This is a genomic window from Streptomyces flavalbus, from assembly GCF_042674625.1.
In the GTDB taxonomy this organism is placed as follows: Bacteria; Actinomycetota; Actinomycetes; order Streptomycetales; family Streptomycetaceae; genus Streptomyces; species Streptomyces flavalbus.
In genome coordinates, this window is the sequence record NZ_JBHTEB010000001.1 from 2,027,838 (window position 1) to 2,049,814 (window position 21,977).

19 protein-coding genes are annotated in these 21,977 nt (G+C 71.9%); 10 read left to right on the forward strand and 9 right to left on the reverse strand.

Features of this window, described 5'->3' with window-relative positions; all coding sequences use genetic code 11:
- The first annotated feature begins 40 nt into the window (after nucleotides 1–40).
- The 3 genes from ACFQZ6_RS08975 (at nucleotide 41) to ybaK (ending at nucleotide 2,988) form a co-directional block, all read left to right on the forward strand.
- Entirely contained in the window at nucleotides 41–1,627 is a 1,587-nt protein-coding gene (locus ACFQZ6_RS08975) for an oxidoreductase (RefSeq protein WP_381606416.1), read from the forward strand.
- 85 nt (nucleotides 1,628–1,712) lie between these two features.
- The gene (locus ACFQZ6_RS08980) at nucleotides 1,713–2,453 is read left to right on the forward strand and encodes an LON peptidase substrate-binding domain-containing protein (protein ID WP_381606418.1); all 741 of its coding nucleotides are present in this window, start codon (nucleotides 1,713–1,715) and stop codon (nucleotides 2,451–2,453) included.
- Nucleotides 2,454–2,484: 31 nt separating this feature from the next.
- Complete coding sequence (gene ybaK / locus ACFQZ6_RS08985; protein WP_381606420.1) at nucleotides 2,485–2,988, forward strand: Cys-tRNA(Pro) deacylase; 504 nt, start codon at nucleotides 2,485–2,487, stop codon at nucleotides 2,986–2,988.
- Between the two features lie 260 nt (nucleotides 2,989–3,248).
- Here the strand turns inward: ybaK and ACFQZ6_RS08990 are convergent, their stop codons facing one another.
- From ACFQZ6_RS08990 to ACFQZ6_RS09005, 4 genes are all read right to left on the reverse strand, one after another.
- Nucleotides 3,249–3,899: an AAA family ATPase gene (locus ACFQZ6_RS08990; RefSeq protein WP_381606422.1), complete on the reverse strand. Its 651-nt coding sequence runs from the start codon at nucleotides 3,897–3,899 to the stop codon at nucleotides 3,249–3,251.
- A gap of 34 nt (nucleotides 3,900–3,933) precedes the next feature.
- The gene (locus tag ACFQZ6_RS08995; protein WP_381606424.1) at nucleotides 3,934–4,755 is read right to left on the reverse strand and encodes an ABC transporter permease; all 822 of its coding nucleotides are present in this window, start codon (nucleotides 4,753–4,755) and stop codon (nucleotides 3,934–3,936) included.
- A gap of 85 nt (nucleotides 4,756–4,840) precedes the next feature.
- Nucleotides 4,841–5,815 (reverse strand): ABC transporter ATP-binding protein, encoded by a 975-nt coding sequence (locus tag ACFQZ6_RS09000; RefSeq protein ID WP_381618161.1) that lies wholly within the window; start codon nucleotides 5,813–5,815, stop codon nucleotides 4,841–4,843.
- A gap of 136 nt (nucleotides 5,816–5,951) precedes the next feature.
- Nucleotides 5,952–7,172 carry an NYN domain-containing protein gene (locus ACFQZ6_RS09005; RefSeq protein WP_381606426.1) on the reverse strand — a complete coding sequence of 407 codons (1,221 nt, stop codon included), beginning with the start codon at nucleotides 7,170–7,172 and terminating at the stop codon, nucleotides 5,952–5,954.
- Between the two features lie 224 nt (nucleotides 7,173–7,396).
- Between ACFQZ6_RS09005 and ACFQZ6_RS09010 the strand changes: the two genes are divergently transcribed.
- The gene (locus ACFQZ6_RS09010; protein ID WP_381606428.1) at nucleotides 7,397–7,561 is read left to right on the forward strand and encodes a hypothetical protein; all 165 of its coding nucleotides are present in this window, start codon (nucleotides 7,397–7,399) and stop codon (nucleotides 7,559–7,561) included.
- Nucleotides 7,562–7,660: 99 nt separating this feature from the next.
- Here ACFQZ6_RS09010 and dnaE read toward each other — a convergent pair whose 3' ends face one another.
- Complete coding sequence (gene dnaE, locus ACFQZ6_RS09015) at nucleotides 7,661–11,200, reverse strand: DNA polymerase III subunit alpha (protein WP_381606430.1); 3,540 nt, start codon at nucleotides 11,198–11,200, stop codon at nucleotides 7,661–7,663.
- Nucleotides 11,201–11,430: 230 nt separating this feature from the next.
- Between dnaE and ACFQZ6_RS09020 the strand changes: the two genes are divergently transcribed.
- The 5 genes from ACFQZ6_RS09020 (at nucleotide 11,431) to ACFQZ6_RS09040 (ending at nucleotide 17,472) form a co-directional block, all read left to right on the forward strand.
- Entirely contained in the window at nucleotides 11,431–12,756 is a 1,326-nt protein-coding gene (locus ACFQZ6_RS09020; RefSeq protein ID WP_381606432.1) for a DUF2252 domain-containing protein, read from the forward strand.
- 70 nt (nucleotides 12,757–12,826) lie between these two features.
- Nucleotides 12,827–13,513 carry a hypothetical protein gene (locus tag ACFQZ6_RS09025; protein ID WP_381606434.1) on the forward strand — a complete coding sequence of 229 codons (687 nt, stop codon included), beginning with the start codon at nucleotides 12,827–12,829 and terminating at the stop codon, nucleotides 13,511–13,513.
- Between the two features lie 77 nt (nucleotides 13,514–13,590).
- Complete coding sequence (locus ACFQZ6_RS09030; RefSeq protein WP_381606436.1) at nucleotides 13,591–14,391, forward strand: DsbA family protein; 801 nt, start codon at nucleotides 13,591–13,593, stop codon at nucleotides 14,389–14,391.
- Nucleotides 14,392–14,497: 106 nt separating this feature from the next.
- The gene (locus ACFQZ6_RS09035; RefSeq protein ID WP_381606438.1) at nucleotides 14,498–16,159 is read left to right on the forward strand and encodes an alkaline phosphatase D family protein; all 1,662 of its coding nucleotides are present in this window, start codon (nucleotides 14,498–14,500) and stop codon (nucleotides 16,157–16,159) included.
- 320 nt (nucleotides 16,160–16,479) lie between these two features.
- Nucleotides 16,480–17,472 carry a zinc metalloprotease gene (locus ACFQZ6_RS09040; RefSeq protein ID WP_381606440.1) on the forward strand — a complete coding sequence of 331 codons (993 nt, stop codon included), beginning with the start codon at nucleotides 16,480–16,482 and terminating at the stop codon, nucleotides 17,470–17,472.
- Nucleotides 17,473–17,480: 8 nt separating this feature from the next.
- Here ACFQZ6_RS09040 and ACFQZ6_RS09045 read toward each other — a convergent pair whose 3' ends face one another.
- A complete protein-coding gene (locus tag ACFQZ6_RS09045) occupies nucleotides 17,481–18,050 on the reverse strand; it encodes a dienelactone hydrolase family protein (protein ID WP_381606441.1) in 570 nt (189 codons plus the stop codon).
- Between the two features lie 107 nt (nucleotides 18,051–18,157).
- Between ACFQZ6_RS09045 and ACFQZ6_RS09050 the strand changes: the two genes are divergently transcribed.
- Nucleotides 18,158–19,288 carry a mechanosensitive ion channel family protein gene (locus ACFQZ6_RS09050; protein ID WP_381606444.1) on the forward strand — a complete coding sequence of 377 codons (1,131 nt, stop codon included), beginning with the start codon at nucleotides 18,158–18,160 and terminating at the stop codon, nucleotides 19,286–19,288.
- Between the two features lie 11 nt (nucleotides 19,289–19,299).
- Here the strand turns inward: ACFQZ6_RS09050 and ACFQZ6_RS09055 are convergent, their stop codons facing one another.
- The 3 genes from ACFQZ6_RS09055 to ACFQZ6_RS09065 form a co-directional block, all read right to left on the reverse strand.
- Entirely contained in the window at nucleotides 19,300–20,244 is a 945-nt protein-coding gene (locus ACFQZ6_RS09055; RefSeq protein ID WP_381606446.1) for an RluA family pseudouridine synthase, read from the reverse strand.
- A 56-nt stretch (nucleotides 20,245–20,300) separates the two neighbouring features.
- Nucleotides 20,301–21,020: a signal peptidase II gene (gene lspA, locus ACFQZ6_RS09060; RefSeq protein ID WP_381606448.1), complete on the reverse strand. Its 720-nt coding sequence runs from the start codon at nucleotides 21,018–21,020 to the stop codon at nucleotides 20,301–20,303.
- Between the two features lie 71 nt (nucleotides 21,021–21,091).
- Nucleotides 21,092–21,949: a TraR/DksA family transcriptional regulator gene (locus tag ACFQZ6_RS09065; RefSeq protein WP_381606450.1), complete on the reverse strand. Its 858-nt coding sequence runs from the start codon at nucleotides 21,947–21,949 to the stop codon at nucleotides 21,092–21,094.
- Between the last annotated feature and the right edge of the window lie 28 nt (nucleotides 21,950–21,977).

The window sequence follows — 21,977 nt, forward strand, 5'->3', positions numbered from 1 at the left end:
CCAGTGGCGCGCACACGCGCATGAGGAGGCCGAGCAGCACGTGACCGAGGGGACCCGGGTCAGGGACGGGGAGCAGGAACTGCCAGCGGAGCTGACCGCCGTCGAGGCCGGGATGTGGCAGGCGTTCCGCAACGGCACCATGTACGACCTGCGCAGCGGCGATGCGGCCGTCGACGATCCGCACGGCGGACGGCCCTGGGGCGCGGACCGCACCGTGCGGGCCCGCGTCGTGTGCTGGCTGCTCCTGGACGGGCCCCCGGCGCTCGCCGGGCGGGTCTCCGCGCTCAAGCTCACCGGCGTGCTCATCAGCGGCAGCATGGACCTCGCGGGCGGCACGGTCGTGCCGTACGTCGAACTCCAGGGCTGCCGCTTCGAGAGCGAGGTGCTGCTGCCGGAGACCCGCTTCACCACCGTGCGCCTGGTGGACTGCGCCGTGCCGCGCCTGGAGGCGGCCCGGCTCCAGACGGAGGGCGACCTGCACCTGCCGCGCTGCCGCTTCCACCGCGGCATACGGCTCACCGACGCGCAGATAGGCACCGACCTGCTGCTCAACCAGGCCGTCGTGGACCGCGGCCGGGGCGGCCGGTCCATCGCCGCGGACGGGCTGAACGTCGGGCAGGACCTCCAGGCCGAGCTGCTGGAGTCACGCGGCGAGCTGAGCCTGCGCAGCGCCACGATAGGCGTCTCGCTGAGCCTGCGCGGCGCCCGGCTGACCAACCCGTACGCCCGGCTCGCCCTGAACGCCCCGCAGCTCACCGTCGAGCGCACCCTGTACCTGACCCCGGCCGCCGTGGGCGGCAGCCAGCCCATCGGCACCACACCGGCGCGCGGCACCCTCGTGCGGCGCTTCGAGTGCCGGGGCGGGATACGGCTGGACGACGGCCGGTTCGGCGACGCCGTCGACTTCGAGCGGGCCCGGTTCCTCCTCGGGGACGACCACGAGCTGTCGCTGCGCCGCGTCCAGGTGCCCGAGCTGCGGTTCCTCGGGGAGCGTCCGGAGCGCGGCCGGGTGGTGCTGTCGGGGGCGCGGGTCGTCAACCTCGTCGACCGGGCGAGCAGTTGGCCAGGGCCCGGCGGCCTCCAGATGAGCGGCTTCAGCTACGAGACGCTGGTCCCGCGCGGGCCCTTCCCGCTCGCCGAGCGGCTGCGCTGGCTGGCGGCGGCGACCGCCGAGTACCACCCGGAGCCGTACGAGCGGCTGGCCGCCGTGCTGCGGGCCAGCGGGGAGGACGAGGACGCGCGCGAGGTGCTGCTCGCCCGGCAGCGCCGCCGCCGCGAGACGCTTCCGCTCGGGCCCAAGCTCTGGGGGTACGCCCAGGACTGGACGGTCGCCTACGGCTACCGGCCCGGCCGCGCGGCGGTGTGGATGGCGGTGCTGTGGGCCGCGGGCTCCCTGGCGTTCGCCAGCGCGGGCCGCCCCGGCTCACCGGACGGCGGGGAGGCACCGCCGTGGAACCCGGCCCTGTTCGCCCTCGACTTACTGCTGCCGGTGATCGACCTCGGGCAGGTCGGTTTCTGGCACCTGGACGACGGCTTGCAGTGGCTGGAGGCGGCGCTGGTGCTGCTCGGCTGGGTGCTGGCCACGACCGTGGCGGCGGGGGCGACACGGATGCTGCGCCGCAACTGACCGGATGGCCGTTTCCGGCCCCGGAACGCCCACTGTGCGGGCGGGACGGACGCGCCCGCTCCACCGACCATTAGGCTTTTGCGCCGTGACCACCGTCCGGCTGCCGCTCTTTCCCCTGAACTCGGTGTTGTTCCCGGGGCTCGTCCTTCCGCTGAACGTCTTCGAGGAGCGCTATCGCGCCATGATGCGCACGCTGCTGAAGGTTCCGGAGGACGAGCCACGCCGGTTCGCCGTGGTCGCGATCCGCGACGGCCACGAGGTGGCGCCGAGCGCGCCGGGGATGCCCGACCCGACGGCACTGCCCGAGCGGGGGCCCGGCGCCGGGTTCGGCGCGGACCCCGCCAAGGCCTTCCACGCCGTCGGCTGCGTGGCCGACGCCGCGACGATCCGGGAGCGGTCCGACGGCACCTTCGAGGTGCTGGCGACCGGGACGACCCGGGTGCGGCTGCGGTCGGTGGACGCCTCGGGGCCGTTCCTCACCGCCGAGCTGGAGGAACTCCCCGAGGACCCCGGCGACGAGGCGGGCGCGCTCGCGGAGGGCGTGCTGCGCTCGTTCCGCCAGTACCAGAAGCGGCTGGCGGGGGCGCGGGAGCGGTCGCTGGCGACCGGCGGCGAACTCCCGGACGAGCCGAGCGTGGTGTCGTACCTGGTCGCGGCGGCGATGATGCTGGACACCCCGACCAAGCAGCGGCTGCTCCAGGCCCCCGACACGGCGTCCCGGCTCCGGGACGAACTGAAACTCCTTCGCGCCGAGACGGCGATCATCCGTAACCTGCCGTCGTTGCCCGCGGCGGAGCTGACGCGCGGCCCGACCAGCCTGAACTGAGGGCTGGGAACTGACGGCGGAGACGGCGGAGATGGCGAAGAAGTTCAAGAAGCAGCAGCAGTCCGGCGGTACGCCCGCCACGGTGGCCCTGACCGCGGCGGGCGTGGCGTTCACCGTCCACGCCTACGACCACGATCCCTCCCACCCCTCCTACGGCGAGGAGGCGGCGGAGGCGATGGGCGTCTCCCCCGAGCGGGTCTTCAAGACGCTGGTCGCGGACGTGGACGGCGCCCTGACGGTGGCGGTGGTGCCGGTGGCGGGCTCCCTGGACCTGAAGGCCCTCGCCTCGGCGGTCGGCGGCAAGCGCGCCGCGATGGCCGACCCGGCCCTCGCCGAGCGGACCACCGGCTACGTGCGGGGCGGCATCTCGCCGCTGGGCCAGCGCAAGAAGCTCCGCACGGTGCTGGACGCCTCGGCCACCGGCCACGCCACGATCTGCGTCTCCGCGGGCCGCCGGGGCCTGGAGGTCGAACTCGCCCCCACCGACCTGGCCACCCTCACGGAAGCCACCCTCGCGCCCATCGCCCGGCCCTGACCCCTCGACGACCGCCCTTTCCTCGACTAGAGGGAAAGGGCATGTCGAAACGCACCCGAAAGCGCAAGTGGCGCACCAGAAAAGGCAACGCCAACCACGGCCGCCGCCCGGCCTAACGCGTAGCTGCGGGCAGTCGTGCCGCTGGGGCGGCACGGGTGGGCGCTGGGGGCACCCCCTGCTCGAAGAGCTTGGGGGAGGCACCCCGCAAGCGCCGGGCCGCGCGACCCACCCCCCGCGCCAGCCCTAACGCCGGGCACCGCTCAGACGGACCCCTTCTCCATCGCGTACGGCGGCATCTCAGGATCCCGCGGCCCAAACAACGCCGTAAGCCCCAGATGCACCGCCAACGCCCCCACAGGCCACGCCAGCAACGCCCCCTTCGCCCCCAACTTCAGCGGCGCGGAGAACGTCACCCCCCGCCCCACGTCCTTCGCCCGCCCCAACACGTCGTCCGAGGGCCCGAGCCACACCCCCACCCGCCACGCGAGCAGCGCCCCGAGCAGCCCCCCGACCCCCAGCGCGACGACCAGCGGCACACCCCCACGCCGCCGCAGCAGGAACACCACCACCGCGCTGACGACACCGAACCCCAGCGCCAGCAGGGTGAACGTCCCGTCCACCCCGATCCGCTGCTCCCCCTCGGTGTCCCCGAGGTAGACGACCCAGCCGCCGTCCACCACATCGCCCACCAGCGGCACCCGCGGCGCCAGCCAGTTCCACAGCACGCCGAGGAGCGCCCCGCCGAGCGCCACGACCACCGTGACGACGGCGGCCTCCCGCACTTCGGTCTTCATCCCGGGCCCGTCCTGTCCGTATCCGTACCCGGCGGGCGACGACGGCGGCCACGCCCGCGACGAGAACCGAGCGGACTGATCATGCGGTGGCGGAGGCGGAGTCAACGGAGCAGTCACCCTGACATCGTGCCAGGCCGCGCGGCGCGCCGCGTCACCGGACGGCCGCCCGGCGGTACGCCCAGGTCGCCACGGCCAGCGAGAGCACCCCGACCCCGGCGCAGACCGCGAGGTCACCGGCGACGAGCGCCCAGTCCGGGTGCGCCGAGAAGGTCCGCGCGTACGCCTCGACGCCGTACGTGGACGGCAGCAGGTCACGCAGCAGCCGTACCGGCTCCGGCATCCGCTCGGCGGGCAGCACGCCCAGCAGCAGCGCCGCCGACATGCCGAGCTGCCCGAGCAGCGTGGCGAGTTCGGGACGGGGCGCGAGCAGCCCGAAGGCCGCGCCGAGCCCGGAGAGCGCGGCGCCCGCGAGCGGGATCACCGCCAGCAGGATCCACAGGTGGGTCAGCGGCAGCCCGAAGAGCACGCACCCGAACACCGCGGTGACGACGGTCCCCGGCACGGTGAACGAGGCGTACGCGCCCGCCGCGCCCAGCACCACCGCCGCGGGCGGCACCGGCAGGGTGGCGTAGTGGTCGAGACCCCCGGTGGCGCGGAGCTGGCCGAAGTACTGCGCGAGCAGGTTCAGCGCGACGTACGCGACGACGACGATGGACGATCCGGCGACCACGGCCTGCGCCTCGCTGCCGCCGTCGACCACGCCGCGCATCATGACCATGATGCCGACGGACTGGAAGGTCGCGACGAACAGCAGCGGGATGCGCGCCACCCGCGCGCGCGAAAGCTGCGCCCGGTAGACGGCGGCCAGCGACGGCCACAGCCGCGCCCGCGGCCCCAGCTCGGCCGCCGTCGCGGTCGGCTCCTCGACGGCCAGGGCGCTGCCCGGCAGTACCTCCGCGGGTACGACACTCACGTCGCGCTGCTCCCTTTTCCAGGGGTCTGAGAAGTCCCGGGGGTTTCAGGGGTCCCAGGGATCACGTGCACGGGGGTCGGTTCGCTCACGCCTTCACCAACCCCTGCCGGGCCGCCCCGCCGAGCGCCAGGTAGACGTCCTCCAGGCTGGGCGTGGTGAGGGTGAAGTCGTCGAGGGCGGCGAAGGCGGCGCCGCCGGTGACGGTGGAGACGACCGCGCGGGCCTCCTCGGGGCCGAGCCGCAGCGTCCAGCGGCGCCCGGACTCCACGGCGCGTTCGCGCAGCGCCGCGACCTCGGGCACGTCCAGTGGCGCCCGCTCCCGCCACACCAGGTCGACCCGTACCTCTCCGGCGACCCGTTCCTTCAGTCCGGTGGGCGTGTCGCAGGCGATGACCCGGCCGCGGTCCATGACGGCGACCCGGTCGAGGACCGTCTCGGCCTCGATGACGTTGTGGGTGACCAGCAGCACCGTCGTACCGCGTTCGGCGCGGCGGCGGTCGACGGCGGACCAGACCGCGCGGCGGGCGACCGGGTCCATGCCGGTGGTGGGCTCGTCGAGGACGAGCAGGGGCCGCTCACCGACCAGCGCGGCGGCGAAGCAGGCGAGGCGGCGCTGGCCGCCGGAGAGCTTGTTCAGGGCGCGCCCGGCGAGCGCCGTGAGGCCGAGTTCGTCGAGTACGGCGTCCCGCTCGGCGCGTGCCCGGCGGACGTCGAGTCCGCGCAGCCGTCCGGTGGTCTCGGCGGCGAGGGAGACGGTGAGTTCGTCGAGGGCGCTGGACTCCTGCCCGAGGTAGGCGAGGATCCGCGAGGCCCGCTCGGGGTGGCGCACGATGTCGTGGCCGAGGATCTCCACGCCGCCGCTGTCGGGCCGCATCAGCCCGGTGAGCTGGCGTACGAGGGTGGACTTGCCCGCGCCGTTGGGCCCGAGCAGCCCGAAGATCTCACCGCGCCGCACGTCAAGGCGTACGTCGTCGGTGGCCCGCACCTCGGGAGTGCCGGGGGTGCCGCGCCTACCGCGGACGGCGGGGTAGGTCTTCGTCAGCCCGCGCACGGCACACACGACCTCGTCGGGGTCGGGATGTGCCTGTGCCGCGCGTTCACTCACAAGGGACGAGCCTAAGGGGTCGGCGGCGGTACACCGCGCGCGGGTCGGCCTCCGCACCCCCGGTCCGACACGGAGCGTCACGTTCCGGGTGTTACTCGGCGGCGGGGGCGTGCTCCGCGGCCGTCGGTACGTCGACCTCGCGCCAGAAGCCCGCCCGGATGGCGTAGCGGTCGTGTTCGTCGATCTGGTCGTCCTTGTGGGCGAGCAGGCCGAAGCGGGCCGCGTAGCGCAGCAGCTCGCCGTCGATGCGGTGCGGGATGCGCGGGTAGAGCGTGGACAGCCGCTGGAGGTGGACCGGGTCGCCGAGCCGGGAGATCCAGCGGCGGGCGAAGACCTGCCCGACCTCGTACGGGTCGCCGCCGACGGTGGTGATGTCCTCCTCGCGGTCGGCCCACCGCTGCTCGGCCGTGGTGAGCTGGGCCAGCGTCGGCATGGAGGCCGCCTCGGGCGGTTCGGCGGTGGCGCCGGGCCGGTCCACCCAGCCCTTGTCGGAGGACCAGCGCAGGGTCGCGGTCGGCGGGGGCTGGGCGACCTGCGGGCCGGGGGCGCGCAGCGCGGCGAGATCCTTGGGGGTGGGCACGCCCTTGGTGGGGACGCGGTCCTCGGCGGGGCGGGCGGCGGTGGCCGCGGCGGCGGCCCGGTGCGAGGGCTCCTCGTCGGGCCGTTCCCCGGACCCGGACAGCGCGGACTCGGGCAGCGGCGCGGAGAGGATCGCGGCGATCTCGGGGCGCGGCACGGGCGGCGGCGCGCACACGCCGGTGAGTTCCTTGGCGCGGACGGCCTGGATGATCCAGGCGCGGTCCAGGACGCGCCGCTCGTCGGCCTCGGCGACCAGGTCCTCGGACTGGTTGTAGTCGCCGTCGGCGGCCTGCACGGCCCACAGGTGGACGGCGACCCCGTGCTCCTTGGCGGCCATCATGCCCGGCAGCAGATCGCCGTCGCCGGTGACCAGGACGATGTCGGAGCAGGCGCGGTTGCGGGCCAGCTCGGTCAGCTCGGCGTGCATGGCCGCGTCGACGCCCTTCTGCGCCCAGCGTCCGTCGCTGCGGGTGAGGGCGCCGAGCCGGACGGTGACCCGGGGCATCACGCGCAGCCTGCGGTGTTCGGGCTGGGGGACCCGGTCGGGGGCGCCGTCGAACCAGTAGATGCGCAGGAGCTGCCGTTCGGTGTCTGATTCGGCACGGTCGCGCAGCCCCTGGATGAGGGCGGCGTGGTCGACGGTGATCCGGGACCGCGAGGGCTCCCCGGCGAGGAGACTGGCGGCGGCCCCCAGCAGATACCCGGCGTCCACCAGGACGACGCAGCGGTCCACGCGACTCACCCTCTTCCCGGGAGGTTTGCTCTGGGCTTCCTTCGAGTCTGCCCGACCGTGCGGAGGTTAACGGTCCGAACTCGATCTTCGGCGTGGCGTTTCGGGCGCGCGGAGGGCGACCACCCCTGTCACACACGGTAATTATCCGAAATGCGACGGTTGTCGGTGTATGTGAATCTGGTCCCGGCCCTGGCCCCTAGATCCCCCACAGGAGGCAGATCACCATGGCCAAGAACAAGAACCGTGACCGTAAGCAGCCCCAGTCCGAGCACGCGCGGCAGGACGCCCAGGAGCCGACGCTGGTGCCGTCGGCGGAGGAGCGCCTGGCCCAGGCGACCCCGGGCGACGCGGCGCGCAAGGGCCGTCAGAAGCGCTTCGGCCACAACTGACATGCGCTGACGGGCGGTTACCGCCCAGACGGAAAAGAGGGGCGCGTCCACTGCCGGACGCGCCCCTCGCGCACGTCGAGTGCCTGGTGCGGCGGGGGCTCAGCCCGCCAGGCAGGACGGGCCGAGCAGCACCTTCAGATCGCCGAAGAGCGCCGGGTCCGGCTTGACCCGGTGCCGGTCGAGCCGCAGCACGATCGTCTTCGTCGGACCCTGGAGCTTGATCCGCACCTCGCTGTCGCCCTTGTGGTGGCTGAGGATCTCCCCGAGGCGACTGACCATCGGCGGGGTGACCCGGGTCGCCGGGATGGTGAGCACCACGGGCGCGTTGGCGCCCGCGTTCGACAGGTCCGGGACCATCAGCTCCATGGCGACCAGCCGGGGCACGTCCTCCCGCTTGTCGAGCCTGCCCTTGACGAAGACCACGGCGTCCTCGACGAGTTGGGTGGACACCAACTGGTAGGTCGCGGGGAAGAACATGCACTCGATGGACCCGGCGAGGTCCTCGACGGTGGCGATCGCCCAGGCGTTGCCCTGCTTGGTCATCTTGCGCTGGAGGCCGGAGATGATGCCGCCGATGGTGACGACCGCGCCGTCCCCGAAGTCACCGCCGGTGAGCTGGGAGATGCCCGCGTCGGCCTTGTCGGACAGCACGTGCTCCAGACCGAAGAGGGGGTGGTCGGAGACGTACAGACCGAGCATCTCGCGCTCCTGGGCGAGCAGGTAGGTCTTGTCCCACTCCTCGGTGGTGAACTCCACGTCGAGCCCGAAGCCCGGCTCGCTGGTGTCCTCCTCGCCCATGCCGCCGAAGAGGTCGAACTGGCCCTCGGCCTCCTTGCGCTTGACCGCGACCACGTTGTCGATCATCGGTTCGTACTGCGCGGTCAGGCCCTTGCGGGTGTGGCCGAGGGTGTCGAAGGCGCCCGCCTTGATCAGCGACTCCGTGGTGCGCTTGTTGCAGGCGACCGCCTCGACCTTGTCGAGGTAGTCGGGGAAGGAGGCGTACTTCCCCTTCGCCTTGCGGCTCCTGATGATCGACTCGACCACGTTGGTGCCGACGTTGCGCACCGCCTCCAGGCCGAAGAGGATCACGTCGTCGCCCTGCGCGGCGAAGTTGTGCACCGACTCGTTGACGTTCGGCGGGAGGACCTTGATGCCCATGCGGCGGCACTCGTTGAGGTAGATCGCCGACTTGTCCTTGTCGTCCTTGACGGAGGTCAGCAGCGCCGCCATGTACTCGGCGGGGTGGTTCGCCTTCAGGTATGCCGTCCAGTACGACACCAGTCCGTACGCCGCCGAGTGCGCCTTGTTGAACGCGTACCCGGCGAACGGGACCAGCACGTCCCACAGGGCCTGGATGGCCTCGTCGCTGTAGCCGTTCCTGCGGGCGCCCTCCTGGAAGATGGTGAAGTTCTTCGCCAGTTCGTCGGGCTTCTTCTTGCCCATCACGCGGCGGAGGATGTCGGCCTCGCCGAGCGAGTAGCCCGCGATGATCTGGGCCGCCTTCTGCACCTGCTCCTGGTAGACGATCAGGCCGTAGGTGACGTCCAGGACCTCCTTGAGCGGGGCCTCCAGCTCCGGGTGGATCGGCGTGATCTCCTGCTGGCCGTTCTTGCGCAGCGCGTAGTTGGTGTGCGAGTTCATGCCCATCGGGCCCGGCCGGTACAGGGCCGACACGGCGGAGATGTCCTCGAAGTTGTCCGGCTTCATCAGCCGGAGCAGGGAGCGCATCGGGCCGCCGTCGAACTGGAAGACGCCCAGGGTGTCGCCGCGCTGGAGGAGTTCGAAGGTCGTGGGGTCGTCCAGCGGGAGGGAGAGGAGATCGATGTCGATCCCCTTGTTGGACTTCACCATCTTCACGGCGTCGTCCATGATCGTCAGGTTGCGCAGGCCCAGGAAGTCCATCTTCAGCAGGCCGAGCGACTCACAGCTCGGGTAGTCCCACTGTGTGATGGTGACGTTGTCCGTGTGCCTGACCCAGACGGGGACGTGCTCGGTGATGGTCTCGCTGGACATGATCACGCCCGCGGCGTGCACGCCCATCTGCCGCACCAGGCCCTCGACGCCCTTGGCGGTGTCGATGACCTTCTTCACGTCGGGCTCGTTCTCGTACATCGCCCGGACCTCGCCCGCCTCGGAGTAGCGCGGGTGCTCCGGGTTGGTGATGCCGTCGAGGTTGATGCCCTTGCCGAGGACGTCGGCGGGCATGGCCTTGGTGATCCGGTCGCCCATCGCGTACGGGTAGCCCAGCACGCGCGCGGAGTCCTTGATGGCGTTCTTCGCCTTGATGGTGCCGTAGGTGCCGATCATGGCGACCTTGTCGGCGCCGTACTTCTCCGTCACGTACCGGATGACCTCGACGCGCCGACGCTCGTCGAAGTCGATGTCGACGTCGGGCATCGAGATGCGCTCGGGGTTGAGGAACCGCTCGAAGATCAGGCCGTGCGGGATGGGGTCGAGGTCGGTGATGCCCATCGCGTAGGCGACGATCGAACCGGCCGCCGAGCCGCGGCCGGGGCCGACGGCGATGCCGTTGTTCTTGGCCCACATGATGAAGTCGGCGACGACGAGGAAGTAGCCGGGGAAGCCCATCGAGATGATGACGTCCATCTCGTACTCGGCCTGCTTCTGGCGGTCCTCGGGGACGCCGCCGGGGAAGCGGCGCTCCATCCCGCGGCGGACCTCCTCCTTGAACCAGGTGACCTCGGTGTAGCCCTCCGGGATGTCGAACTTCGGCATCAGGTCGCGCTTCTCGAACATGCCGGTGGTGTCGACCATCTCGGCGACCAGGAGGGTGTTGGCGCAGCCCTCCTGCCAGGCGTCCGAGGAGTCGATGGCGTACATCTCCTCGGTCGACTTCAGGTAGTAGCCGGTGCCGTCGAACTTGAAGCGGTCGGGGTCGGAGAGGTTCTTGCCGGTCTGGATGCACAGCAGCGCGTCGTGGGCGGTCGCCTCGTGCGCGTACGTGTAGTGCGAGTCGTTGGTGACCAGCGGGGGGATACCGAGCTTCCTGCCGATCTCCAGCAGGCCGTCGCGGACCCGGTGCTCGATCTCGATGCCGTGGTCCATCAGCTCCAGGAAGTAGCGGTCCTTGCCGAAGATGTCCTGGTAGTCGGCGGCGGCCTTCAGGGCCTCGTCGAAGTGGCCGAGGCGCAGCCGGGTCTGCACCTCGCCGGAGGGGCAGCCGGTGGAGGCGACGATGCCCTCGGACCACTGGGCGATGGTCTCCTTGTCCATCCGGGGCCACTTCTGCAGCCAGCCCTCGGCGTACGCGTCCGAGGAGAGCCGGAAGATGTTGTGCAGGCCGGTCTTGTTCACCGCCCACATCGTCTTGTGGGTGTAGCCACCGGAACCCGAGACGTCGTCCCGCTTCTGGTGCGGCTGGCCCCACTGGATCTTGCGCTTGTTGCGCCGGGACTCCGGGGCGACGTACGCCTCGATGCCGATGATCGGGGTGATCCCGGCCTTCTGCGCGGAGTGGAAGAAGTCGTACGCCCCGTGCAGGTTGCCGTGGTCGGACATGGCGATGTGCGTCATGCCCATCTCATTGCAGGCGTTGAACATGTCCTTCAGCCGCGCGGCACCGTCCAGCAGCGAGTACTGGGTGTGGACGTGCAGGTGCGTGAACGGCGGTTTCGACACGTTCGGCCTCCTAGGAGAACAGTCGGCGACAGGCTGCGGACAGTCTGGGGGGACAGCGTCGAAGTCTATGCCCCGGCACTGACACGCACGGGGCTCATCCGCGTACCTTCGGGCGAGGGTCGCGGGCACTCCCCTGCCTCCCCGGACGTTAGGACAGCGACGGCCGCCGCCAGCACGGACAGCGCGGTCGCCGTCACCCTCAGAAGCCAGGCACCAGGAGGCACCCAGCGATGTCGGTCCCGCAGCTCAGCGACGAGCCCCGCGGCGAGGAGATCCTCACCGTCTTCGACACCGCCTTCGGCGAGCTGCTCGCCGCCGACCCGGCGGCGTTCCGGGTGAAGTTCCGCAAGATGGCGGCCTCCGCGTTCGCGTTCTACCGGGGCACGGCGTGCCTCTTCTACCACGACCTGGAGACCGAGAAGCGCGACGGCCCGTTCCTGGACGACCGCACCTCCCGCGTCTGGATCCACGGCGACCTGCACGCGGAGAACTTCGGCACGTACATGGACTCCACCGGCCGCCTGATCTTCAACGTCAACGACTTCGACGAGGCGTACGTCGGCCCCTTCACCTGGGACCTGAAGCGCTTCGCCGCCTCCGTCGCCCTCATCGGGTACGCCAAGGCGCTCAGCGACGCGCAGATCACCGAGCTGGTGGAGATCTACGCCGCCGCCTACCGGGAGCGCGTCCACGCCCTGGCGACCGGCGCCAAGCGCGACGAGGTGCCGCCGTTCACGCTGGACACCGCCGAGGGCCCGCTCCTGGACGCGCTGCGCGACGCCCGCTCGCTGACCCGCTTCGGGCTGCTCGACTCGATGACGGAGATCCGGGACTTCGAGCGCCGCTTCGCCCCCGGCGGCGGCTCCGTGGAGCTGGACGCGGCCACCCGCTACAAGGTGCTCGCCGCCTTCGACGGCTATCTGGAGACGCTGCCGGAGTCCTCGCTGGCCCGCCCCGACTCCTACCGCGTGAAGGACGTCGTGGGCCGCCGCGGCATCGGCATCGGCTCGGCCGGGCTGCCGTCGTACAACATCCTGCTTGAGGGCAACAGCGACGCCCTGGAGAACGACGTCGTGATCTACATCAAGCAGGCCCAGACCCCGGCGGTCTCCCGGCACATCACCGACCCCGCCATCCGGGAGTACTTCGTGCACGAGGGCCACCGCACGGTGATCTCCCAGCGCGCCCTCCAGGCGCACGCCGACCCGTGGCTGGGCTGGACCGAGCTGGACGGCGCGGGCCAGCTCGTGGCGGAGGTCTCGCCGTACGCCGTGGACCTGGACTGGGGCGACATCGACGACCCGGAGGAGATCGCCGCGGTCGTCGCCGACCTGGGCCGGGCCACGGCGACCATGCACGCCGCGGCCGACGACACCTCCGGCGAGTCCCTGGTCCCGTTCTCCACCGAGCGGGCCATCGACGCGGCCCTCGCCGCCGACGAGGAGGGCTTCGCGCCGCTGCTGGTGGACTTCGCGCACACCTACGGCGCCCGCGCGCGCGCCGACCACCAGCTCTTCGTCGACCTCTTCCGCAACGGCCGGATACCGGGCCTGTGACGGGTTCCGCACCCCGCACCGGGGCCCTTTAGGGGTCTCTTACAGCGGTCCGTGCCACACTTTCACCGCGATGGACATATCAGGGACCCAGCTACGAGCCGTACGCGCGGCGCTGTTCACGGCGGTGGTCGTGACGCTCAGCACCGCGTCGCACGTGCTGCTGTCCCGCGTCCCGCTGCCGCTGGGCACCGTCGCCGCGATCGCCGCCGCCGTGTTCACGCTGGCCTACGCGTTCGCGGGCCGCGCCCGTGGCTTCGGCCGGATCGCGGCCCTGCTGATCCCGCTGGAGCTGGCCGCCGACACGGTCTTCACCGCGGGGCAGCACGCCTGCTACGGCCCCTCGGGCGGCCCGGTCGCGGGCCCGCTGCGCGCGTTCGGCCTTGACGTGCTGTGCGCCGGTGAGGTCGGCGGCCCACTGGCCCAGGTGGCCGGGACCGGCCAGGACCGCTTCGCCGCGCTGCTGGCGCACGCCCACCCCGGCACCGCCTGGCTGCTGCTCGGCGCCCACGTCGGCGTCGGGCTGCTGGCCGCCTGGTGGCTGCACCGCGGTGAGCGGGCCCTGGAGCGGCTGCTGCGGGCGGCGGCCACCGCCACCTTCCGGCCGCTGCTGCTCGCCGTCGCCGCGGTCCGCGGGCGCCGCGCCCCGGCCCGGGTCCGGCTGCCGCGGCCCGCGCACCGCACCGCGCACGCCCGTGAGCTGCTGCGCACGCACTGTCTGGGACGGCGTGGACCGCCGTGCCGGGTCGCCCTCGGCTGAGGGCCCGCCCCGAGCACGGTCACCCATCCACGCACCCCGCGCACCACAGGTGCGCGTCCCAGACGGAGAGCATCACCATGAGCAAGCGCAACAGCCAGACGGCGAAGATGGCGGCCCGGGAGAAGCTGCGCCAGGAGCGCGAGCGCCAGGCCAAGCGGGACAAGGCGAAGCGGCAGCTCGTCGTCGCCGGTTCGATCGTCGCCGTCCTCGCGATAGCGGGCGGCATCGGCTACGCGGTCGTCCAGAACAACCAGCCCACGGCCTGGGAGGAGGCCGCCAAGGCGACCGTCGTCGCCCCGGCCAACACCTCCGGCAAGAACGGCACCACCGTCCTGATCGGTGACTCGAAGACCGACAACGTGGTCCACCTCTACGAGGACCCGCGCTGCCCGGCCTGCGCCTCCTTCGAGCAGAACATCGGCGAGACGGTCAACAAGGGCGTGACCGACGGCGACTACAAGCTCTCCGTCACGCTCGGCACCTTCCTCGACGGCAACCTCGGCGGCGAGGGCTCCAAGAACGCGCTGAGCGCGCTGGGCGCCGCGCTGAACGTGAGCCCCGAGGCGTTCCTCGACTACAAGGCGGCGCTGTACTCGGCGGAGTACCACCCGGAGGAGTCCTCCGACGAGTTCTCCGACGACGCCTACCTGATCAAGGTCGCCGACACGGTCGACGCGCTGAAGAACAACAAGGAGTTCCAGACCGCCGTGGAGAAGGGCACCTACGACGCCTGGGCGATGCGGATGAGCAAGTCGTTCGACGACACCAAGGACGTCAGCTCGACCCCGACCATCAAGGTCAACGACAAGAAGATCACCAACCCGGGCAGCGTCGAGGAGTGGCAGACGGCGCTGAAGGACGCGGGCGTCACCAAGTAGCGCCCCCGGCGCACGACATGAGGAACGGGCGGACCCCTGCGGGTTCGCCCTTTCTTCATGTCGGCGGTCTTACCGGGGCACTTACCGGTAAGTAATCTGAGCGGCCGTGACCAGTCGCCACAGATCCCACACGGACCCCAACCCGCTCGCTCCGCGCCGCCGCACGGTCGTCAAGGCAGCCGCCGCCGGAGCCGTACTCGGCGCCCCGCTGGCCGCCGCGCTGCCCGCCCGCGCGGTCACCGGGGCCCCCGCCTTCCTGCACGGCATAGCCTCCGGGGACCCGCTCCCGGACGGCGTCCTGCTGTGGACGCGCGTGACGCCCACCGAGGAGGCCGTGCCCGGTTCCGGTCTCGGCCCGGACGTGACCGTCTCCTGGACCGTCGCCACCGACCGGGCGCTGACGAACGTCGTCGCGCGGGGCACCACCACCGCGACCGCCGCCTCCGACCACACCGTGAAGGCCGACATCCGGGGCCTGAGGCCCGCGACCGACTACTGGTTCCGCTTCTCCGCGGGCGGCACCGACTCACCGGTCGGCCGCGCCCGCACCGCCCCGGCCGCCGACGCCGCGGTCTCCGGCCTGCGCTTCGGCGTGGTCTCCTGCGCCAACTGGGAGGCCGGGCACTTCGCCGCCTACCGCCACCTCGCCGCCCGCGGCGACCTCGACGCCTGGCTGCACCTGGGCGACTACATCTACGAGTACGGCACCGGCGAGTACGGCACCCGCGGCACCGTCGTACGGCCGCACGCCCCCGCGCACGAGATCCTCACGCTCGCCGACTACCGCGAGCGGCACGGCCGCTACAAGACCGACCCCGACCTCCAGGCGCTGCACGCCGCCGCGCCCGTGGTCGCCATCTGGGACGACCACGAGATGGCCAACGACGCCTGGTCGGGCGGCGCCGAGAACCACACCGAGGGCGCGGAGGGCGCCTGGGCCGACCGGCAGGCCGCCGCGAAGCGGGCCTACTTCGAGTGGATGCCGGTGCGCCCGGCGCTCGCGGGCACCACCTACCGGCGGCTGCGCTTCGGGAAGCTGGCCGACCTGTCGCTGCTCGACCTGCGCTCCTTCCGCTCCCAGCAGGCGGGCTTCGGCAACGGTTCGGTGGACGACCCGGAGCGCACCCTGACCGGGCGGGCCCAGTTGGACTGGCTGAAGTCGGGGCTGGCCACCTCCGACACCACCTGGCGGCTGGTCGGCAACTCGGTGATGATCGCGCCGTTCGCCATCGGCTCGCTCTCCGCGGAGCTGCTGAAGCCGCTGGCCAAGCTGCTCGGGCTGCCGCAGGAGGGCCTGGCGGTCAACACCGACCAGTGGGACGGCTACACCGACGACCGCCGGGAGCTGCTGGCCCACCTGCGGTCGAACGCCATCCGCAACACCGTCTTCCTGACCGGTGACATCCACATGGCGTGGGCCAACGACGTGCCGGTGCACGCGGGCACCTACCCGCTGTCCGCGTCGGCGGCCACGGAGTTCGTCGTGACCTCGGTGACCTCCGACAACCTGGACGACCTCGTGAAGGTCCCCGAGGGCACCGTCTCCGCGCTCGCCGCGCCGGTGATCCGGGCGGCCAACCGGCACGTCCACTGGGTCGACACCGACCGCCACGGCTACGGCGTCCTGGACCTGACGGCGGAGCGCGCGCAGATGGACTACTACGTCCTGTCCGACCGCACCACGGCGGACGCCACCGCGTCCTGGGCGCGCTCCTACCGCACCCGCAGCGGCACCCAGAAGGTCGAGCGCACCTACGACCCGGTGTGATCCCGACGCCCGACCGTCGATTTCCAGCCATCCGCGGCGTGTTTGCGTGGGGTTAAGGAAAGATCACGTCGCTACGGCGGGTGGTGCGAGCCGTGGTCCGAATACGGACACACCACCCGCCCTGGTCACCGTCCTCGTTACGTGGGGATCTCAAACTCCGGACGGCCCGTCAATTCATCTCCCCAATCCTCCCTGTTTGCCGGTTATTTGATTGGGCTTGATCACTCCTCTTCGACCCTGGTCATGTCCACGTAATCTCCGGGCGGATGGCCAGGAAGACCCCTGCGCCCCTCTCCCCACCGCATCCGCCAGGAGTCAACATGCGTGCGCTTGCCCGGATATCACCCCTCACGAGCAGACGCCTTCTCGGCACCGCCGCCGTGGCCGGAACCCTGCTGCTCGCCCCGGTGTCGGCCCCCACCGGCGTCGCGGCGGCCAGCACCCCGTCGGCCGCCGAGTGCGCCGAGGACACCGGCGCCCACGCCGCCGCCCGTGAGGCCCGCCCCGGCGCGGGCGAGCACATCGCCGAGCCGAACGAGATCAGCACCGCCCGCGCCCAGGCGATGGACGCCGACCTGCGCAAGCAGCTCGACAAGCTGCCGTCCAGCCGCCGCGGCCTGGAAGCCGCCGCCTCGACCAGCATCCCGGTCTACTTCCACGTGATCCACAACGGCAACGCGGGCAAGCTCTCCGCCACCGACGTCAACGCCCAGATGAACGTGCTGAACGCGGCGTACGCGGGCCAGGGCACCGGCAACACCGACTCCGGCTTCCAGTTCACCCTGGCCGGGACCGACTACACCGACAACGCCGCCTGGTACACCGTGGGCTACGGCTCCCAGGAGGAGAAGGCCATGAAGTCCGCCCTGCGCAAGGGCGGCGCGGGCGCGCTCAACATCTACACCGCCAACATCGGCGGCGGCCTCCTCGGCTGGGCCACCTTCCCCAGCTCCTACAAGTCCAGCCCCTCCATGGACGGCGTCGTCATCCTCGACGCCTCCCTGCCCGGCGGCTCGGCCACCAACTACGACGAGGGCGACACCGCCACCCACGAGGTCGGCCACTGGATGGGCCTGTACCACACCTTCCAGGGCGGCTGTAACGGCAGCGGCGACTACGTCGACGACACCCCGGCCGAGAAGAGCGCCGCCTACCAGTGCCCCACGGGCCGGGACACCTGCACCCGCAGCGCGGGCGCCGACCCGATCCACAACTTCATGGACTACACCTACGACTCCTGCATGTACCAGTTCACCGCGGGCCAGGTGACGCGGATGCAGCAGAGCTGGGCCGCGTACCGCGCGGCTGGCTGAGCCAGCCGCTACAGCGTGCCGAGGAAGCCGAGCGCCACCCGCCAGGTGGCCTCGGCGGCCTCCTCGTCGTAGTCCGGCAGGCCGGGGTCGGTGTAGAGGTGACCGGCCCCGGCGTACCGGTAGACCTCCACGTCCGCGCCCGCCCGGCCGAGCTGGAGGTACCAGGCGCTGAGCCAGTCGTCCGTCTCGAACGGGTCCGGCTCGGCCACGTGCAGTTGCACCGGCAGCCCGTCCACGGCGGCGTTCGGCGCGATGTCCGAGGTGCCGTGCAGGAGCAGCAGGCCGCGCGCCTTCTCGTCGCCGAGCGCCAGCGTCTGCGCGATGGACGCGCCGAGGGAGAACCCGGCGTACACCAGACCGCGCTCCGAGTACGGCGCGGCGGCCAGCACCGCCCGTCTGAGCAGCTCGTCCTTGCCGATCGCGTCCTGGTGGGCCATGCCCTCCTCGACCGTCTCGAACGTCGCGCCGTCGAACAGGTCCGGCGTCCACACCTCGTGTCCCGCGGCACGCAGCCGGTCCGCCGCCGCGCGCACCGCCGGGCGCGGTCCGTAGGCCGAGTGGAAGAGCATGATGTTCATGGGGCCATGGTGCCAGCCGGGTCTGACACCCCACACACGCTGCCCTACCCGGAACGTACCCGAAGTCACATGTTCAGGGCCGCCCGACGCTGGTTACGTTCGAAGACATGGAGAATCTGCTCCGCCCGCTCATCGTGGTCGGCGGCTCGGTCGTCCTGACGCTGTTCATCGGCTGGGTCACCGACCGCCTGCTGTGCAAGGCCGACCGGCGCCACCCCGAGACCCCGCTGTGGGGTCTGCTCAGGCGTGGCCGCATCCCCTACCAACTGGTGCTGTGCGCCGCGCTGCTGAGAGGCTCCTACGACTCGGCCCGGCTGCTCCAGGAGCACGAGATCGGCATCGGCCGGACGCTCACCCTGGTGCTGATCGGCTCCGCCGCCTGGCTGGTGATCAGGATGGCGGCGGCCGTCGTCGAGACGTCGTACACCCGCTACGCCAGCCACCGCGCCCAGCGCGACCCCGCGCGGGTGCGCCGGGTCCGCACCCAGGTCTCCCTGATCATGCGGGTCGTCGCGGCCGTCGTCGGGGTGGTGGCCGTGGCGGCGATGCTGCTGACGTTCCCCGCGATGCGGGCGGCGGGCGCCTCGCTGCTGGCGTCGGCGGGCATCATCGGCATCGTCGCCGGTGTCGCCGCGCAGTCCACGCTGGGCAACATGTTCGCGGGCTTCCAGATCGCCTTCGGCGACATGGTCCGGCTCGGTGACACCGTCGTGGTGGACGGCGAGTGGGGCACCGTCGAGGAGGTCACCCTGACCTACCTCACGGTCCGCACCTGGGACGAGCGCCGGATCACCATGCCGGTGTCGTACTTCACGTCCAAGCCGTTCCAGAACTGGACCCGCGGCACCTCGCAGCTCACCGGCGTCGTCTACTGGCAGCTCGACCACTCGGCGCCGCTGGACGCGATGCGCGAGCGGCTCCGGGACATCCTGCGCAACTGCCCGGCCTGGGACGGCCGCGACTACGGCCTGGCCGTCACCGACAGCACCCCGAACACCATGGAGGTGCGGGCGCTGATGACCGCCAAGGACGCGGACGACGTCTGGACGGTCCGGGTCACGGTCCGCGAGCAGATGATCACCTGGCTGGTGAAGGAACACCCCTACGCCCTGCCGCGCGTCAACACGGCCGACGCGGTGCTGCCCAACGGCGTCCCCCGGCCGTCGCCCTCCCCGGACGGCGCGCCGCGCCGGGCGCACGCGACTCCCCACACGGCCCCGCGCCCGAATCGCCCCTGAGCGGCGGCCGCTCAGCCGTAGGTCTCGGCCCGCACCTGGTCGAGGGCCCGCTGGAGGTCCTCGGGGTAGTCGCAGGCGTACTCCACCCACTGGCCGTCGCCGGGGTGCTCGAAGCCGAGGCGTACGGCGTGCAGCCACTGCCGGGTCAGGCCGAGCCGCTTGCCCAGCGTCGGGTCCGCGCCGTAGGTGAGGTCACCGACGCAGGGGTGGCGGTGGGCGGCCATGTGGACGCGGATCTGGTGGGTGCGGCCGGTCTCCAGCTTCACGTCGAGCAGGGAGGCCGCGCGGAACGCCTCGATCAGGTCGTAGTGGGTGACGGAGGGCTTGCCGTCCGCCGTGACCGCCCACTTGTAGTCGTGCTGCGGGTGGCGGCCGATGGGCGCGTCGATGGTGCCGCTGGTCGGGTCGGGGTGGCCCTGCACGAGCGTGTGGTAGCGCTTGTCGACCGTGCGCTCCTTGAACTGGCGCTTCAGCGACGTGTACGCGTACTCCGACTTGGCCACCACCATCAGGCCGGAGGTGCCGACGTCCAGCCGGTGCACGATGCCCTGGCGCTCGGCGGCGCCGGAGGTGGAGATGCGGTACCCGGCGGCGGCCAGACCGCCGATCACCGTCGGCCCGGTCCAGCCCGGCGACGGGTGCGCGGCGACGCCGACCGGCTTGACGATGACGACCACGTCATCGTCGTCGTGCACGATCTCCATGCCCTCGACCGGCTCGGCCACCACCCGCACCGGAGCGGCGGCCCCCGGCATCTCGACCTCCAGCCAGGCGCCGCCGCGGACGCGCTCGGACTTGCCGACCACCGCGCCGTCCACCAGCACCTTGCCCGCCGCGGCCAGCTCGGCCGCCTTGGTACGGGAGAAGCCGAACATGCGGGAGATGGCGGCGTCGACGCGCTCGCCCTCCAGGCCGTCCGGCACGGGCAGGGTACGGATCTCGGGAATCGTGCTCACCCGTCGAGTATGCCGGACGGGTCGGACAGCCCCGTACGAGAGCCCGTCCCGGGCGCTCAGTCCTTGTGGACGGTCCCGTCCGGGTCGAGCCCCCGGAACGACAGCAGCACGATCAGGACGCCGCCGCAGACGATCGCGGAGTCGGCGAGGTTGAAGACGGCGAAGTGCTTGGGCGCGATGAAGTCGACGACCGCGCCCTCGAAGACCCCCGGCGCCCGGAAGATCCGGTCGGTGAGGTTGCCGAGCGCGCCGCCGAGCAGCAGCCCGAGCGCGATGGCCCAGGGCAGGCTGTAGAGCTTGCGGGCGAGCCGGGCGATCACCACGATCACCACCGCCGCGATCACCGTGAAGATCACCGTGAACGCCTCGCCGAAGCCGAAGGCCGCGCCCGCGTTGCGGATCGCCTCGAACCGCAGCCAGTCCCCGATGATCTCGATGGGCTCGTGGTGCTCCAGCTTGGCGACCACGATCATCTTGCTGACCAGGTCGAGGGCGTAGGCGAAGACGGCGACCGCGAACAGCACGGCGATCCGCCGCCTGCCGCGCGGCTCCCCGGCCGGAGCCGGTTCCCCGGCGTCACCGGCCGCCTCCCCGGCGTCACCGGCCGCCTCCCCGGCCCGCCCGGCCTCGGCGGGCGCGGCGGAACCGGCGTCCGTCTCCGGGCCGCCCGCGCCGGACCGCTCGCCCGACGCCGTGCCGTCGCCGCGCCGCTCCCGCTCGGCCCGCGCCGCGTCCGGGGTGTCCGGCGTACCGATGATGCGCTCCGCCTCTGCCACGTGAGTCCCTCAACCTAGGTGCCGACTGAGCACGAGGGTACGACACACCGTGCGGGACCCACGTGCTCGCCTCAGTACCGTCGCTCCTGCTTCTGCTTGCACTCCACGCACAGCGTCGCCCGCGGGAACGCCTGCATCCGCGCCTTGCCGATGGGCTTGCCACAGCTGTCGCACAGGCCGTAGGTGCCCGCGTCGAGCCGCTCCAGGGCGCGCTCGGTCTGGGTGAGCATCTCGCGCGCGTTGGCGGCCAGCGCCAGCTCGTGCTCACGCGTGATGTTCTTGGCGCCGGTGTCCGCCTGGTCGTCGCCCGCGCCGTCCCCGGAGTCCCGCATCAGACCGGCGAGGGACCGCTCGATGCCCTCGATCTCGGAGCGCAGCCGGTCCGCCTCGGACACCAGCTCCGCGCGCGCCTCCGCGACCTCGTCCGGGGTCCAGGGGTCCTCACCGGGGCGCACCGCCAGCTCGCCGGGCTCCACCGCGGCGATCCGCGCCTTGGGAACGGCGGTCTTGGCCGCCGTGGCCGTACCAGGGGTCTTCTTCGCAACCACCGTCGTGGCTCCCGTCTGCTTCGCGGCCTGTGCCGCGCCCGCCTTCTTGGCCGTGCTCTTCCTGGCCGTCGCCTTCTTGGCCGTGGCCTTCTTCGCCGCGCGTGGGGTGGTGCTCTTCTCGGTCGTGCTCTTCTCGGTCGTGCTCTTCTCGGTCGTGCTCTTCTCGGTCGTGCTCTTCGCCTCGGTTGTGCTCTTCGCCGCGCTCTTCGTCGTGCTCCCGTCGTCGGACCGCCGCCGGGGGGCCGTCTTCTTGGCGGCCGTCTTCTTCGTCGGGGCCGTCGTGCTCTTCTTCCCCGCCACGTCCTTGGCCGCACCTCCGGATGTCCTCGTCGAACCACCGGAGGACGCCGGCTGCTGTACGGCGGTCTTCTTCGCCACCATGGCCGCGGCCCCTTCACATATTGTGATC

What these genes read in the sequence shown, in the direction of transcription:
- ACFQZ6_RS09065 (WP_381606450.1), bottom strand. Translation starts at nt 21,949, where the DNA reads ATGGTGGCGAAGAAGACCGCCGTACAGCAGCCGGCGTCCTCCGGTGGT.
- ybaK (WP_381606420.1), top strand. Translation starts at nt 2,485, where the DNA reads ATGGCGAAGAAGTTCAAGAAGCAGCAGCAGTCCGGCGGTACGCCCGCC.
- ACFQZ6_RS09030 (WP_381606436.1), top strand. Translation starts at nt 13,591, where the DNA reads ATGAGCAAGCGCAACAGCCAGACGGCGAAGATGGCGGCCCGGGAGAAG.
- ACFQZ6_RS09010 (WP_381606428.1), top strand. Translation starts at nt 7,397, where the DNA reads ATGGCCAAGAACAAGAACCGTGACCGTAAGCAGCCCCAGTCCGAGCAC.
- ACFQZ6_RS09045 (WP_381606441.1), bottom strand. Translation starts at nt 18,050, where the DNA reads ATGAACATCATGCTCTTCCACTCGGCCTACGGACCGCGCCCGGCGGTG.
- ACFQZ6_RS09020 (WP_381606432.1), top strand. Translation starts at nt 11,431, where the DNA reads ATGTCGGTCCCGCAGCTCAGCGACGAGCCCCGCGGCGAGGAGATCCTC.
- ACFQZ6_RS09025 (WP_381606434.1), top strand. Translation starts at nt 12,827, where the DNA reads ATGGACATATCAGGGACCCAGCTACGAGCCGTACGCGCGGCGCTGTTC.
- ACFQZ6_RS09040 (WP_381606440.1), top strand. Translation starts at nt 16,480, where the DNA reads ATGCGTGCGCTTGCCCGGATATCACCCCTCACGAGCAGACGCCTTCTC.
- ACFQZ6_RS09050 (WP_381606444.1), top strand. Translation starts at nt 18,158, where the DNA reads ATGGAGAATCTGCTCCGCCCGCTCATCGTGGTCGGCGGCTCGGTCGTC.